12 protein-coding genes are annotated in these 14581 nt (G+C 70.8%); 5 read left to right on the forward strand and 7 right to left on the reverse strand.

Annotated elements, in window-relative coordinates; translation table 11 throughout:
• Window positions 1-10 precede the first annotated feature (10 nt).
• Window positions 11-679, reverse strand: coding sequence for a response regulator (locus J8M50_RS48400; RefSeq protein ID WP_010360288.1), 669 nt, complete (start codon window positions 677-679; stop codon window positions 11-13).
• The gene (locus tag J8M50_RS48405) at window positions 664-2457 is read right to left on the reverse strand and encodes a histidine kinase (protein ID WP_010360287.1); all 1794 of its coding nucleotides are present in this window, start codon (window positions 2455-2457) and stop codon (window positions 664-666) included. The genes J8M50_RS48400 and J8M50_RS48405 overlap by 16 nt, the downstream gene beginning before the upstream one ends.
• 259 nt (window positions 2458-2716) lie before the next feature.
• Between J8M50_RS48405 and J8M50_RS48410 the strand changes: the two genes are divergently transcribed.
• Complete coding sequence (locus tag J8M50_RS48410; RefSeq protein ID WP_010360286.1) at window positions 2717-3340, forward strand: TetR/AcrR family transcriptional regulator; 624 nt, start codon at window positions 2717-2719, stop codon at window positions 3338-3340.
• Between the two features lie 93 nt (window positions 3341-3433).
• Here the strand turns inward: J8M50_RS48410 and J8M50_RS48415 are convergent, their stop codons facing one another.
• A complete protein-coding gene (locus tag J8M50_RS48415) occupies window positions 3434-5131 on the reverse strand; it encodes an MFS transporter (RefSeq protein WP_050987416.1) in 1698 nt (565 codons plus the stop codon).
• Between the two features lie 168 nt (window positions 5132-5299).
• The gene (locus tag J8M50_RS48420) at window positions 5300-6361 is read right to left on the reverse strand and encodes a zinc-binding dehydrogenase (RefSeq protein ID WP_010360284.1); all 1062 of its coding nucleotides are present in this window, start codon (window positions 6359-6361) and stop codon (window positions 5300-5302) included.
• A 261-nt stretch (window positions 6362-6622) separates the two neighbouring features.
• On the opposite strand from J8M50_RS48420, the gene J8M50_RS48425 reads away from it, so the two are divergent.
• The 3 genes from J8M50_RS48425 (at window position 6623) to J8M50_RS48435 (ending at window position 11872) form a co-directional block, all read left to right on the forward strand.
• Window positions 6623-9835 carry a bifunctional cytochrome P450/NADPH--P450 reductase gene (locus J8M50_RS48425; RefSeq protein WP_010360283.1) on the forward strand — a complete coding sequence of 1071 codons (3213 nt, stop codon included), beginning with the start codon at window positions 6623-6625 and terminating at the stop codon, window positions 9833-9835.
• A gap of 192 nt (window positions 9836-10027) precedes the next feature.
• The gene (locus J8M50_RS48430) at window positions 10028-11233 is read left to right on the forward strand and encodes a DUF418 domain-containing protein (protein WP_010360282.1); all 1206 of its coding nucleotides are present in this window, start codon (window positions 10028-10030) and stop codon (window positions 11231-11233) included.
• A gap of 204 nt (window positions 11234-11437) precedes the next feature.
• On the forward strand, window positions 11438-11872 hold the full coding sequence (locus tag J8M50_RS48435; protein ID WP_010360281.1) for a TetR/AcrR family transcriptional regulator: 435 nt from the start codon (window positions 11438-11440) through the stop codon (window positions 11870-11872).
• Between the two features lie 174 nt (window positions 11873-12046).
• Here J8M50_RS48435 and J8M50_RS48440 read toward each other — a convergent pair whose 3' ends face one another.
• Both J8M50_RS48440 and J8M50_RS48445 read right to left on the reverse strand, forming a co-directional pair.
• A complete protein-coding gene (locus tag J8M50_RS48440; protein ID WP_010360278.1) occupies window positions 12047-13030 on the reverse strand; it encodes an NADPH:quinone reductase in 984 nt (327 codons plus the stop codon).
• Between the two features lie 21 nt (window positions 13031-13051).
• The gene (locus J8M50_RS48445) at window positions 13052-13630 is read right to left on the reverse strand and encodes a PadR family transcriptional regulator (protein ID WP_010360275.1); all 579 of its coding nucleotides are present in this window, start codon (window positions 13628-13630) and stop codon (window positions 13052-13054) included.
• A gap of 126 nt (window positions 13631-13756) precedes the next feature.
• Between J8M50_RS48445 and J8M50_RS48450 the strand changes: the two genes are divergently transcribed.
• The gene (locus tag J8M50_RS48450) at window positions 13757-14149 is read left to right on the forward strand and encodes an ester cyclase (protein ID WP_100216940.1); all 393 of its coding nucleotides are present in this window, start codon (window positions 13757-13759) and stop codon (window positions 14147-14149) included.
• A 297-nt stretch (window positions 14150-14446) separates the two neighbouring features.
• On the opposite strand, the gene J8M50_RS48455 is transcribed toward J8M50_RS48450, so the two are convergent.
• On the reverse strand, window positions 14447-14548 hold the full coding sequence (locus J8M50_RS48455; RefSeq protein WP_223786504.1) for a helicase associated domain-containing protein: 102 nt from the start codon (window positions 14546-14548) through the stop codon (window positions 14447-14449).
• Window positions 14549-14581 lie beyond the last annotated feature (33 nt).

Here is a 14581-nt window from a genome sequence, read left to right on the forward strand (position 1 = left end):
CACCCCCACCTCACGGCGGGGGCGCCCCGTCACCCGGCCGGATCAACCCCGTCTCGTACGCCGCGATCGTCGCCTGCACCCGGTCCCGCACCCCCAACTTCCCGAGCACGACGGACACATGGTCCTTCACGGTCGGCGCACTCACCCCCAGCACCCCCGCGATCTCCGCATTGGACAACCCCCGGGCGACCTGCCGCAGCACCTCCGTCTCACGCGCCGTCAGCCGGTCGAGGCGAGTCGTGTCGAGCGGACCGGGACCGTCCGTGAAACGGTCGATCAGCCGCCGGGTCACCGCCGGATCGAGCAGCGCGGCACCTCCATGAACCACCCGCACCGCGTCGATCACCCGCTCCGGCTCGGCGTCCTTGAGCAGAAAACCGGCGGCCCCGGCGCGCAACGCGGCGAACAGGTACTCGTCGAGCCCGAAGGTCGTGAGCACCAGGACACGCGTCGAAGGACTGCGCTCGGTGATCGCGGCGGTCGCCGCCAGCCCGCCGATCCCCGGCATCCGGACGTCCATCAGCGCGACGTCCGGCCGCGCCGACAGCGCGAGTTCGACCGCCGTATCACCGTCCGCCGCCTGCCCGACGACACACAGATCGGGCTCCGCGTCGAGGATCGCCGCGATCCCGGCCCGTACGACGGCCTGGTCGTCCGCCACGGTCACTCTGATCGCCATGGGAACGCCTCCGGAAGCCACACCCGCACCGCACCGCGGCCGGTCGACGAGAGGCTACCCCCGGCGGCGTCCGCGAGAGCACGCAGCCGCCGCTCCACCTCCGGACCGGCGGGACCGGAGACCTCCACACCGTCAGGGAGCGTACGCACGGTGACGGTGACGCCGACGGCCAGGAGCGCGGACGCGGTCCGGTACGCGAACACCTCCACGGCGGCCGGCAGTGGACGGCGCACTCCGGCGTACCGGACGACGGCGCCGTGACGCGCGGCCAGCGAGGCGATCCCGGCGACAGTGGGAGGCGGGGAGCCGCCGTCCTCCGCACGCACCCCGGACAGCAGGTCCCGCAGAGCGGCCAGACCCGCACGAGCCTCCTCCCGTACGGCCGACAGGTCACCCCGCTCCGCCGCGACAACCACCGCCCGCGCATGCCGCAGCGCCGAGTCCCGCAGCCCGGCGGCGAACACCAGCCGCTGCGCGGACACGGCCGCGTCGGCGTCCCCGTCCAGCAGAACCCGCCGCCGGACGGCAGCCACCCGCAGCCGCTCGTACCGCCGAGCGGTCCGGCACCCCCAGCACCAGACGGCCAGGGAGGGAAGAACCAGCGCACCCGCCAGCACGGCCCAGGCAGCCGTACGACTGCCGGTGATACCGCTGCCGCTGGCCAGCGCGACCCCTCCCACAGCGGCCACGGCGAACGGCGCGAACACACCCCGCCGCCACGGCAGCCGCACCCCGACGCTGTACACGAGCGTCAACTCCACCCACCCGTACACCAGAAAGACATCGCTCACCGGAGGCCGCGTCCACCCGGCCCGGTCGCACGCCCACCACAGCAGCAACGCCGACAGCACCGCCACGAGAGCCCGCCCGGGCGCCCGCGAACGCCAGGCCAGCGGTACGGCGTGCAGGCCCGACAGCACGACGGTCACCAGCGCGGACAGCACCCCGCCGAAAGGGGCCTCGGTGGTGATGAGGCTCGCGCCGAGCGACAGGGCGATTGCCAGCGCCACCAGCGCGTAGTCGAGCGCGGCCGTCCCGCGCCACAAGGGCCACCGGCGGGGGGCCACGGCCGTCGCCGAGGGCAGCACGGCCCGCACGCTCCAGCCCGCCCGGCCCTCGTCCGGCCCCGCGCGGAACGTCCCGCCCGCCGCGGTGACCGTGGCCGCCAGCCCCGCGAGACCGAGCCCGGTCCCGAGATTCGGCTCGGCGGCCGTACCCCCGTCGTCCGTGACAGTGACGACGAACATGCGCTCGCCGTCGTCTGGGCCGTCCGCCGGCTCGATCCGGACGCGTACGGCCGCACCCGCGGCGTACCGGGCCGCGTTGGTCAACGCCTCCCGCACGACCCGGTACGCGGCCTGCGCGCTGCCGGCCGGCGCCGTGTCGACCGTCCGCCGGTAATCCACCGCGTGCGCCAGCGCGTCGACCTCGGCGAACCCCGCCGCCGTCGCGTCCAACTCGGTGAGCCGCTCCAACTCCCGTACGGCCGCCCGGCCCGCCACCCCGGCATGACGCAGCGCGTCCCCGCTCCGCTCCGGATCGGCGAGCCGGAGCGCGGCCCCCGCGTCCACCACGATCCCGGTCAGCCGATGCGCGGCCACATCATGCAACTCCACCGCGAGCCGCTCCCGCTCGGCAAGCGCCGCGAACAGAGAGACCACGGCAGTACCGGCCTCGTAATCGGCCAGCGCACCCCGACGGGCCGCCCGCCGCCGCCGCGACCGCCCCACAGCCCAGACGACGGCCACCAGGCCACCGACGGTCAACGCGACCCCCACGACATAATGCGCCGCCTGCCCACGGACAACAGGAACCACCGCAACACCCAGAACAAGCACGACCGCCCCCAAGAGGGAGGCCCCAGCAGTCCTACGCACGGCCAGCAGATAGACCCCACCGACCGCCCCGACGCACACAGCCCCCGCAAATCCGTTCACCACGCGGGCGACCACTCGCCGATCTCCATCCCGGCAGACTAGGCCGTCTTCGTCGTGTGCAGCTGACTTGCTCATAAGACCAAGTCGCTAATATGAACCCATGGCTCACGTCTCAGCGGCCGAGCGCCGCCCCCAACTGATCAAAGCAGCTATCGACCTCATGACGAGAGAAGGAGTCTCAGCCGGAAGCACCCGTGCCATCGCCACCGAACTGGGCGTGGCCCAGGCCACCGTGCACTACACGTTCGGCACGAAGGAAGGCCTCTACCGCGCCGTCATGGAACAGCTCACAGCGGAGCTGCTGGCGCAGGTCGAGCAGGCCGCTCCGGAGGATGCCGGATTCGAGGAGACGGTCAGCACCTTGGCCTCGGCCCTCTGGAACACCGTGCGCGAGAAGCCGGGCCACCACCTCCTCCTCTCGGAGCTGAGCATGTTCGCGCTCCGCACGCCCGCGCTCAACGAGGCCCTGGAGAGCCACTACCGTGGCGTGGTCGAAGCGACGGCGAGGCTCGTGACGCAGGCGGCCGAGCGCACGGGCCAGCCCCTGTCCCAGCCCGCGGAAACCGTCGCGCGGTTCTTCCTCTCCGGTTTCGACGGGCTGGTCATGCAACGCCTGACCCACCCCGACGAAGAGGCCGAGGCAACGTGCCTGCAAGCCTTCATCGCCGCCGTCGTGGCACTGGCACGCGGCCAACTGACTCTCACGGCCGTCCCGGCGTCCTGACCGTCAACACGAAGACAGCACCGGTCCCGCACGGCACGCACCCAGGTTTCCCCAGGGCCTGTTCTGCCGTACGGGACAAGACACGACGGAGGATCACGGATTCGAGCGGGTGAACTCGGCCTCCCTCTCCCGAGCGACCGAGGCACCTGCCCCAGCCTCGGCCTTTGCTTCCGCACCACGCCCCTTCCCCGGAAGCAGAAGGGCCACGGACACCGCCCCCACCCCCAGGATCCCCGCGCCCACCAGACTGGTGTGAGCCACCGCGTCCGCGAAGGACGAACCGACCGCGTCCGTCATCCGGTGTGCGCCGTCGGCGAGTTGATCAGCCTGCTCCTGAAGCCGCGCAGCCTGCTGCGGTTCGACCGCCCGCGCCGCCTGCCCGGCAAGCTCCCGCGCCTGACCGCCAAGGGCATCGGCGACCCCGTACCCGGCGGCGACAGAGCCCTGCGCCTGGTCCAGCGCGTCGGCAGGCAGCTCGCTGCCCGCAGTGGCGTCCGACAGGTTCGACGAGTACGAGGTCGACAGCAGCGAACCGAGAATGGCGATGCCGATCGCCCCGCCCAGCTCCTGCGAGGTGTCGTTGACCGCGCTGCCCACGCCCAGCTCCTCCTCGGGGAACGCGCCCATGATCGCGTCCGTGCAGGGCGAGAGCGCCAGCCCGATCGCGAGCCCGAGCGCGATGAGGGGCGCCACGAAATCGCCGTACGACGACGACTTGTCGACCTGGGTGAGCAGCGCGAGCGCCGTCGTACCGCCGACCATGCCCGCGACGATCGTCGCCTTCATGCCGATGCGCGGGGTGAGGTAGCCGGTCAGTACGGAGCCGACGAAGACCGCACCGGCGAGCGGCAGCATGCGTACGCCGGTCTCCAGCGCGTCGTACCGCAGGACGAACTGGAGGTGCTGGGTGAGGTAGTAGAAGGCGCCGAAGACCGCGAGGAGGAACAGGACGACGGCGATGTTGGCCCCCGTGAACGCACGGTCCGCGAAGCGGCGCGGGTCGAGGAGGGGGTGCGGATGGCGCAGCTCCCAGAGGACGAACGCCACGAGCCCCACGACCGTGACGACCGTGCCCGCGAGGGCCTTGGCGTCCCAGCCGTGCGGGGCCTCGATGAGCGTGAACACCAGCGCGGCGATCCACACCACCGACAGCAGCCCGCCGACGTAGTCGATCCGGGGCGCGTTCGCGGCCTTGGACGGTGGCACCAGGACGAAGGCGCCGGCGATACCGAGGGCGATCACGGGCACGTTGATCAGGAAGGTCGACTGCCAGCTGAAACTCTCCAGCAGCATGCCCGCGATCAGCGGCCCGGCGGCGATGGCGAGACCGGCGGTGCCCGCCCACAGGGTGATCGCCTTGGTCCGCTCGGCGCGCGGGAAGGTCGCGGCGAGGAGGGAGAGCGTGGCGGGCATGATGAGCGCCGCACCGACACCCATCACCGCACGGGCCGCGACGACTCCGGTCGCGCTGTCGACGAGTGAGCCCCCTATCGCTCCGACGCCGAACAGGACGAGCCCGAGAACGAGCGCGCCGCGCCGGCTGTACTTGTCGCCGATCGCGGCGAACAGCAGCATCAGGGCGGCGTACGGGATGGTGTAGCCGTCGATGACCCACTGCAGGTCGGTGCTGGACAGGCCGAGGTCCTGGGTCATGGAGGGAGCCGCGACCGTGAGGGCGGTGTTGGCCATCACGATCATCAGCAGGCTCAGACAGAGCACGAGCAGCGCCCACCAGCGCCGGACGTAGGGCCCGTCCATCCTCTCGACCGGTTCGTTGATGAACATGCGCATGAGCGGGGGTCCTTTCACGAAGAGCATCCGTTCGACAGACTTTATCATGCGACAAAGTCGATAGACCAAAATGGAGTGCGGCAGAGACCGGAGTGCGTTTCATGGGAGGAGCCCCTCCGGCAAGGTGCTGCCGAAGGGGCTCCTCAGGGCACGGGCGGGCCCGCAGAGTCAGGGCGTGAGCACGAGCCGGACCGGGTCGCCGATCTTCTTCTCCAGACGCGCGACGGCGTCCGCCGCATCGGCCAGCGGCACATGAGCGGTGATGGACGGAGCGAGGTCGATCCGCCCGGCGGAGGCCAGACCGATGAGCTCTTCCACATGCTCGGGCCCGGAACCGTAGTGGCCGCGGATCTGGTTGCCCTGGAAACAGAAGCCCAGGCTGTCCCCGATGACGACCGGCTCCGGCGTGAGCCCCGCCAGGACCAGAACCCCCTCGGCACCGAGCGCGGCGATGGCCTGCGCGCGGGCCGCGGGGACACCCGCGAAGTCGAACGCGACCTGGAGACCCCACCCGCCCGTGGCCTGGTCCACCGCCTCGGCGAAGCCCGCCGAGGCCGGGTCGAGCGCGACGTCCGCCCCGAAGGCGAGGGCACGTTCACGGGCGCTGGCCAGCGGGTCGACGGCGATGACCGGAGCCGCGCCGACCATACGGGCGAGCCGGATGCCGTGCGCGCCCAGACCGCCCGCACCCCAGATGCCGACCGCCTGCGCGGGCCGGACCGCACCCGTCCCCACGATGGCGGCGTACGGGGTGGAGACCGCGTCGGGAATGATCGCGGCCTGGTCGAAGGGCAGGCTGTCCGGGATCAGGAGCAGGGTGTCCTCGCGGGCGACGGCGTACTGGGCCCAGCCCCCGTCGTAGTCCACACCGCGCGTCAGCGGCTGCCGGCAGGACGTGCGGCGCAGGCAGCCTCCGCACTCTCCGCACGCCTGCCCGGCCTGGAGCACCACCCGCTGACCCGGTTCCCACAGGCCCTGCACGTCCGGGCCGAGGGTGTGGACGACGCCCGCGACCTCGTGGCCGAGGGTCACCGCCCGGCTGTTCGCGACCGCGTCGACCGGGAAGCCGGGGCTGAGACTGCCGTCGATCAGATGGACGTCCGACAGGCACACCCCGGCGGCCCGCACCTCGACCAGGACCTCTCCCGGGCCCGGCACCGGCACCGGAACCTCTTCGACCGCGAACGTACGTGTGTCCAGGTGGAGCCGTCCGGCGAGCATGCTGCTCATGGCGGGAACCTCTCTTCGTTCGATGGCGAATGCGCGGATGCGGCTGCGCACCAACCGATGTGGTCGATCGACCATGTCGATTAACCATGTCTAGGGGCGGAGTCGTGTGTCAAGTCACCGTCCCCCCACCGTCCCGACGCCCTCACCTCGCTTCGTCGAACGACCTTGTCGAGCAATCTATTCAATCGACATTGTCATTCGACAATGTCGTGTGTAAGTTGATCCTGAGCGACTTACCGGTGCGGAACGAAAGGCACTCCCATGACCCACGAGGCCCTACGCGGAACAGAACCGATTCCCCAGCGGCCGGGCCTGCCCCTGGTCGGCAGCGCATTCGACCTGCCCAGGGACTCCATCCCCCTGTTCCACGTGATGAAGGAGGCGAAGGAGCTGGGGCCGCTGTTCAAGTTCAGCGTCTTCGGCCACGAGATCAACTTCGCCTCGGGCCTCGACCTCGTCACGGAGCTGGCGGACGAGACCCGGTTCCGCAAGAACGTGCACGACGTACTCGTGACCCTGCGGGGACTCGCAGGCGACGGGCTCATCACCGCCTACAACGACGAGCCCAACTGGCGCAAGGCGCACGACGTCCTGATGCCGTCCTTCTCCCTGGGCGCGATGCGCGGCTACCACGCCACGATGCTCAAGGTCGCCCGGGAGCTGATCGGGAAGTGGGACCAGGCGGTGGGCACGGAGCCCGTGGACGTCGGCGACGACATGACACGGCTGACCCTCGACACGATCGGCCTGTGCGGCTTCGGCTACGACTTCGAGTCGTTCAGCCGGAAGGAACCGCACCCCTTCGTCACGTCCCTGTCACGGGTGCTCGGCTTCGTCCAGGAGAAGGAGGACTCCATCCCCGGCACGGAGCTGTTCAAGTGGAAGAAGACGGAACGGTTCCGCGAGGACACGACCAGCATGAAGGACCTGGTCGACGACGTGATCCGGCAGCGCAAGGCGTCCGGCGACCGGAGCACCGACGACATCCTCGGGCGCATGCTGCACACCCGCGACGCGGTGACGGGCGAACCCCTGGACGACGTCAACATCCGCTACCAGGCGATCACGTTCCTCATCGCCGGCCACGAGACCACCAGCGGCGCCCTGTCGTTCGCCCTCTACTACCTGACCAAGCACCCCGAGATCCTCGCCCGCGCACAGGCCGAGGTCGACGCCGTGTGGGGCGACTCGGACGCCCCCGACCCGGACTACGGGGACATCGGCAAACTGACGTACATCCGCCAGGTGCTCAACGAGGCCCTGCGACTGTGGCCGACGGCCCCCGCGTACGGCGTGGAGGCGCTTGAGGACACCGTCATCGGCGGGAAGTACGTCCTGCGCAAGGGCGAGGCGGTCGAGGTCCTCATCCCGCAACTGCACCGCGACCCCGCCTGGGGCGAGAACGTCGAGCTGTTCGACCCCGACCGGTTCCTGCCCGAGCGGGAGGAGGCGCGGCCGGTCCACCTGTTCAAGCCGTTCGGCAACGGCGAACGCGCCTGTATCGGCCGCCAGTTCGCGCTGCACGAGGCGACGCTGGTCCTCGCGCTGCTGGTCCACCGCTACCGCCTGATCGACCACACCGACTACCAGCTGAAGATCAGCCAGTCCGTCACCATCAAGCCCGACGGGTTCACCCTGAACCTCGCCCGGCGCACCAGCGACGAGCGACGCCTGCCCACCGCCACCGAGGACGTCGCCGTCGCCGCCGCGCACCGCCCCGCCACCGGCCGCGCCACCGGAACCGCGCTGACCCTGCTGCACGGCTCCAACCTGGGCACCTGCGCCGGCATCGCCCACGACCTCGCCTCGGACGGCGACGCGCGCGGATTCACCCCGTCCGTCGCGCCCCTCGACGACGCCGTGGGCAAGCTCTCCGACGCCGACGGACCGGTCGTGATCGTCGCCGCCTCCTACAACGGCAGGCCCACCGACGACGCCGCCCGGTTCATCACCTGGCTGGAGGGGCTGGAGCCCGGAGCGCTCGACGGACTGACGTACGCCGTACTCGGCGTCGGCGACCGCAACTGGGCCGCCACCTACCAGCGCATCCCCACCCTCATCGACGAACGGCTCACCGCCGCGGGCGCCACACCCCTGCTGGAGCGCACCGCCGCCGACGCCTCCGGCGACTTCGCGGGCACGGTGGACCGCTGGACCGGAGACCTGTGGACCACCCTGCTGGAACGCTACGGGACCCCCGGGGAAGACGCCGGGACAGAGCCGGACGCCGGCCGGGAAACGGGACTGTACGCACTGGAGGACGCGACCGACTCGGTCACCGGCGCACTCGCCGCACGGCACGGCGTCCAGCCCATGGAGGTGCTCGACGCGTACGAACTGGTCGACATGAACCACCAACTCGGCCGCTCCAAGCGCTTCCTCAAACTACGGCTCCCCGACGGCGTCACCTACCGCACCGGCGACCACATCGCCGTCCTCCCGAGCAACCCGGCCGACCTCGTCCAGCGCGTGGCCGACCGCTTCTCCCTCGACCTGGACCGCACCGTCCGCCTCCGCGCCCGCCGCCGCAGCCGCAGCGCCCTGCCCGTCGACCGCCCGCTGACCCTGCGCCGCCTGCTCACCGACTTCGTCGAACTCCAGGACCCCGCCACCCGGGAACAGGCCGCCGCACTCGCCGGACACACCGCCTGCCCGCCCGAGAAGCGCCCCCTGGCCGAACTCGCCGAGGCGGACGCGGAGACCTTCCGCGAGCAGGTGACCGCCGCCGGACACAGCCTCCTCGACCTGCTGGAGCGCTACCGGGCCTGCGAACTGCCCTTCGAGGTCTTCCTGGAACTGCTGCCCGTGCTGCGCCCGCGCCACTACTCGATCTCCTCCTCCGCCAAGACGTCACCCGGCGAGGCCGACCTGATGGTGTCCCTGCTCGCCGCACCCCACCGGGGCGGCGAGGGCACCTTCCGCGGCATCGGCTCGCACCACCTCCAGACCGTGAACGCGGGCGACACCGTCCAGGCCCGGGTGCTGCCCTGCAGTGACGCGTTCCGGCTGCCCGAGGACGACTCGGCGCCGGCGATCCTGGTCAGCGCGGGCACCGGACTGGCGCCCTTCCGCGGGGCCGTCCTGGACCGCCACCACGCCAAGTCGACCGGCACCCTGCTGTGCTACTTCGGCTGCGACCACCCCGACGTCGACTACCTGCACCGCGCGGAGTTCGAGGCGGCCGAGGCCGCCGGAGCCGTCAGCATGCGGCCCACCTTCTCCTGCGCGCCCGAGGACGGGGCCCGTTTCGTGCAGGACCGCATAGCCAAGGAGAGCGACGAGGTGTGGGCGGCCCTGGAGGCCGGCAGCCGCGTCTACGTCTGCGGCGACGGCCGCCGGATGGCCCCCGCCGTGCGGGAGGCGTTCATGGCGGTCTACCGCACGCACACCGGCGCGGACGACGAAGAGGCCACCGCCTGGCTGGCCGCCCTGACCGAGTCCGGCCACTACGTGGAGGACGTCTGGGCCGGCTGACCGCCCCCACCTACCGGAATCCGGCGAGCCAGTGCCCTCCGACACCGCCTCGGCCTCAAAGCCCCGGAGCGCCCCCGGCGTCTCGGGTGGCAACTCCCGCCACCCGGCGGGGGTATCGCCCCCCGATCGGCAGGGACACGGCAGCCTCCTGCCGGATACTCCGCGGCTCGCCCGGCCTCCAGCCTGAGAGCCATGACTGAGCACGCAGACCTCTCGCAGGCCGCCGCACCACCCTCCGAACGCGAGCGCGGTGAGCCCTCGCCGGGCGCGGCCGGGGTGGGACGTCTGGTCGGGCTGGACCTGGCCCGCGGCCTGGCCGTCTTCGGCATGTACGCGGTCCATGTGGGCCCCGCCCCGAGCCAGGACGGTGCCATCGGCTTCCTGATGGAACTGGCGCAAGGCCGTTCCTCCGCCCTGTTCGCCGTCCTGGCCGGCTTCGCGGTCGCCCTCATCACCGGCCGCCGCACACCGAAGACCGGCCTGGCCGGCCGACAGGCCGTCGCCAAGGTGATCATCCGGGCCGTGATCCTGATAGCCCTGGGCACTGCCCTGACCCTGACCGGTACCCCGGTCGTGCCGATCCTCGCCTTCTACGGCCTGTTCTTCCTGCTCGTGCTGCCCCTGTACCGGCTGGGCGCCAAGCCGCTGGCCCTGATCGCGGTGGGCTGGGCCCTGGTGGGCCCGCAACTGCTGTACGCGCTGAAGCCGGTGTTCGGCGGCCGGGTGTTCCTCTCCTACGGCCAGGCCGACGGCCCCGTTTCGCTGTTCTTCACCGGCGGCTATCCGGCCCTGACCTGGGTCCCGTTCGTCATCGCCGGTATGGCCGTCGCCCGCTGCGACCTGACCGCCACGGCGGTCCGCACACGCCTGGCCCTCACCGGCGCAGCCCTCGCCGTCACCGGCTACGGCGGCTCCTGGCTGGCGCTGCGCCTCGTACCCGGCGCCGCAGCCGCCGTCCGGAAAGCCGAAGAGGGACCGGGCATGTCGTCGGTGTCGTCCGTATCGCCCGACAGCATCGGCATCTTCGGCGACACCCCCGCCGGAATGCTGGCCTCCGCCCCGCACAGCGAGGCGACCCTGTCCATCGTGGCCGCCACCGGCGTCGCGATCCTGGTGATCACGGGTTGCCTGGCCGCCATGGACGCCTTCCCCCGGCTGCGCCGCCTGGCCCGCCCCGTCATAGCGGTCGGCTCGATGTCACTGACGGCGTACGTCTTCCACATCGTCGCGATCTGGCTCCTGAACACCGAGGGATCAACCGTCGCACCCCTGTACATCCTGCTCGGCTTCATCGCATCCATCACCGCCCTGGCCACCCTCTGGTCCCACTTCTTCCCACGAGGCCCGCTCGAATGGCTGCTGGGCAAGGAAACCGGGATTGCCCGGCGCATTCAGTGACGGCGACGCCCATCACGACCACCGCATCCCGATCGCGGACAGCTGCTCGCGCGCCGACCGCTTCCGGTGGTGGCAGGTGTCATGCCTGGACTGTGGGGCGAACGCTGATCTCGCCGATCTCGACGTCGCCCGGCTGTTCGAGCCCGCGCAGCCCTCGCCGAGTCCCACCACGTCCACCTCAACGAGATCGCCAAACGTGCCGGTGTGGGACAGGGAACGCTCTACCGGAACTTCCCCAACCGCGAAGCGCTCCTCGCCGAGGTCTACCGGCGCGACGTCGAAGAACTCGTCGCCGCCGCCCCCGCTCTGCTGGCGGAACACGAGCCCGTGGAAGCCTTGCGTCACTGGCTCGACCGAGTGGTCGACTACGCCGAGATCAAACGCGGCGTTCTGGCAGCGCTAGAGCCGACGGCGTGGCAGGACCTCGTCGCCCACAGCCACAACCCCATCGAAGGCGCCCTCGCTCGCCTGCTGGATGCCGGGAAAGCGGCCGGTTCCATCCGCACGGACGTGGATGCCCACGGGGTCCTCCTGCTCATCGCCTACCTCAGCCGACTGGAACGGCACGAATGGAAATCCACGGCACGGCCACTGATGAACGTCATCCTCGACGGCCTACGACAGCACGCGGACCCGTGAGGACAACAGACCACCGAGGACACCCCGAAGAGCAACCCCAACGTCACCACACAGCAGAGGCAGCACATCGGCTCCGCCACCGAGCGGTGCCAGTTCCCGTGTGTGAGGCGAGCGATCCAGTAGCCGTCAATGAGACGGGGGTTGCTGGTGACGGACCGGTGTTCCGGGTCTGCGCTATTGGGGGAGGGCGACCAGGACGCGGCCGTGGCCACCGCCGGTGTCGACGTGGTCGTGGGCCTTGGCGATCTGGTCCAGCGGGTAGCGGTCACGGACGTCGACGGTGAGGGCGCCGACGGCGGCGGCGGAGGTGAGGTCGCGGGCGGCCTGGCGCTTGGCCTCGGCGGGGAAGTCGTCGCTGCCGAGCAGCCGCAGGGTGACGTTGTTGAACAGCAGCGGCCAGAAAGGGATCTCGGTGCGGTCCGAGCGGGTGGCATAGGCGGCGATGACGGCATTGTCGGCGGCGACGGCGTTGTCGAGATCGGCGTTGTCGGACAGCGCGACTTCGATGATCCGGTCGACGCCCCGCGGGGCGTACGAGCGGATGGCAGCGGCGGGGTCGCCGGCATCCAGGGCGACGGCGTGGGAGACGACGGCCGGGTCGACGCGGTCGAGGTCCGCGGTGCGGCGGACGGTGGCGATCACGGTGGCGCCGGCCCACCGGGCGAGCTGGGCGGCCAGGGAGCCGACGCCGCCGAGAACTCCGTGGACCAGGACCAGCCGGCCGTCGACCGGTCCGTCGGCGAAGACGGTGCGGTGGGCGGTGATGCCGGGGATGCCGAGGCTCGCCCCCAGCTCGTCACTGAGGTGGTCGGGCAGGGGTGGGGCCTGGTGGTCGGGGACGACGGTGTACTGGGCGGCGGTGCCGAAGGGGCGGTAGGACTGGGCGCCGTACACCCAGACCCGCTGTCCGACGCGGCGGGCGTCGACTCCGGCGCCCACGGCGTCGACGACTCCGGCGGCGTCGCTGTGCGGGATCACCCGTGGATAGGGCATGGCAGAGCCGAGCCAGCCGCGCCGTTTCTTGGTGTCGCCGGGGTTGACGCCCGAGACGGTGACGCGGACGCGGACCTCGCCGGGGCCGGGGAGGGGATCAGGGAGTTCACCGACGTGCAGGACATCGGCGGCGGGGCCCTGGGCGTCGTACCAGGATGCAAGCATGGGGGGTACCTCCGTGGACGGTCAGCTCGCGGGAGCGGCGGGCGTATGCGGATCGCTGTCGGTGCATCCGGTGGCGAATACGGGCGGTTTTTCCCCGAGGGTCTCGCGCAGCCAGCTCCGTTCGGCGCGGCTGGTGGCGCGGGCGGTGAGCAGCATGCCCCGCCGGTAGGGGTCGGCGATCTCCTCGGCACGCAGGGGCCGCTCGTCGTCGTAGAAGAAGCTCGCCGGTTCTTCCAGGAACTCCAGCCGTCTGCGCAGCACCGCGTGCTGTTCGGCCACGTCGGGCAGGTGGGAGAGGAAGGCCAGGACGACGTAGAACCGGGTGAAGTCGGTGATCTCGTGGTCGGCGGGCTCGCGCAGACGCTGAAGCATGTCGGCCCGCCCGGCCGCAGTCGGGCTGAGCACGTACCGGGCCGCCCCCGCGGCCGGGTCGGCGCGCCGCTCGATCAAGCCCGCCCTGGTCAGGCGATTGATCGCCGGATAGAGGCTGCCGTCACTGACCGGCCGTGTGTAACCGGTCAGCTGTGAGACGCGGCGGCGCAGCTCGTGTCCAGGCAGGGGTCCTTCGGCGAGGAAGCCGAGTATCGCGAGTTCCAGCATGAGCCCATCTTCGCACGCGAACATCGAATCGATGTGAACATCGATTCGATGTTATGCTCGCAGATACCCGCCTAAACGTCTCCGGAGAGGCACAGCAAGATGCCATCGCAGTCCACCGAGTCAGTGATGAACCGTTTCGTCGAGTTCATCAACACGGGCAACGAGGATCTCGCCCGCGAGGTCATTTCTCCGGACGCGGTGTTCCACGCGCCCAGCCACCCGGAACCACTGCGGGGGCCCGGTGGGTATCTGGAAGTCATCGGGATGATGCGCAGTGCCTTCCCCGACGTCCGGTGGACGCTGGAGGAGACGGTCGCCGAAGGTGACACCGTGGCCGCGCGGTTCACCATGCGGGGAACCCACGACGGTGAATTCTTCGGGATCCCGGCGAGCGGCAACAAGATCTCGGTGCAGGCCATGAACTTCTACTACCTGGCCGACGGCCGGATCGTCGGCGAACGGGGCCAGCCCGATCTCCTCGGGGTGATGCAGCAGATCGGTGCCGTACCGGCGCCGTGAACCTCGTAGCGCCGCGTGAGCCCGCTATCGCGCGGAACTGCTGCTGCCGGGAGGTACGTCGCCCCGGCAGAAAGGGGAAGGCCCACACCGGCCCGCAGGCGGCCAGGGGGGCGGGCCGAAAGAAGCGTCACGCGACTGCGTTGACAGCGAAGTCAGTCCGCGCAGGTCAGCGACTTCGGCCGGACTGACTTCGCTGTCAAAGGACAGCTGGGTCGTGAGCCGGCTGTGGGGTTGTGGGTCAGTTCCACCAGAGCACGAGGTAGTTGGTGGTGGGTGTGGCGGCTGCGGTGACGCCCGTCATGTCCATCGCATGCCGATGGTGGACAGTTGTTCTACCCGTTCCGGTGTCAGCATCGCCGCCCTGCTCCGTTGATTACCGACCCAGGCGCCCAGTTTGATCTGCCGCTCTTCCTGACTCCCGTCACCCTCACC

The organism is Streptomyces acidiscabies (assembly GCF_020010905.1).
In the GTDB taxonomy this organism is placed as follows: Bacteria; Actinomycetota; Actinomycetes; order Streptomycetales; family Streptomycetaceae; genus Streptomyces; species Streptomyces acidiscabies.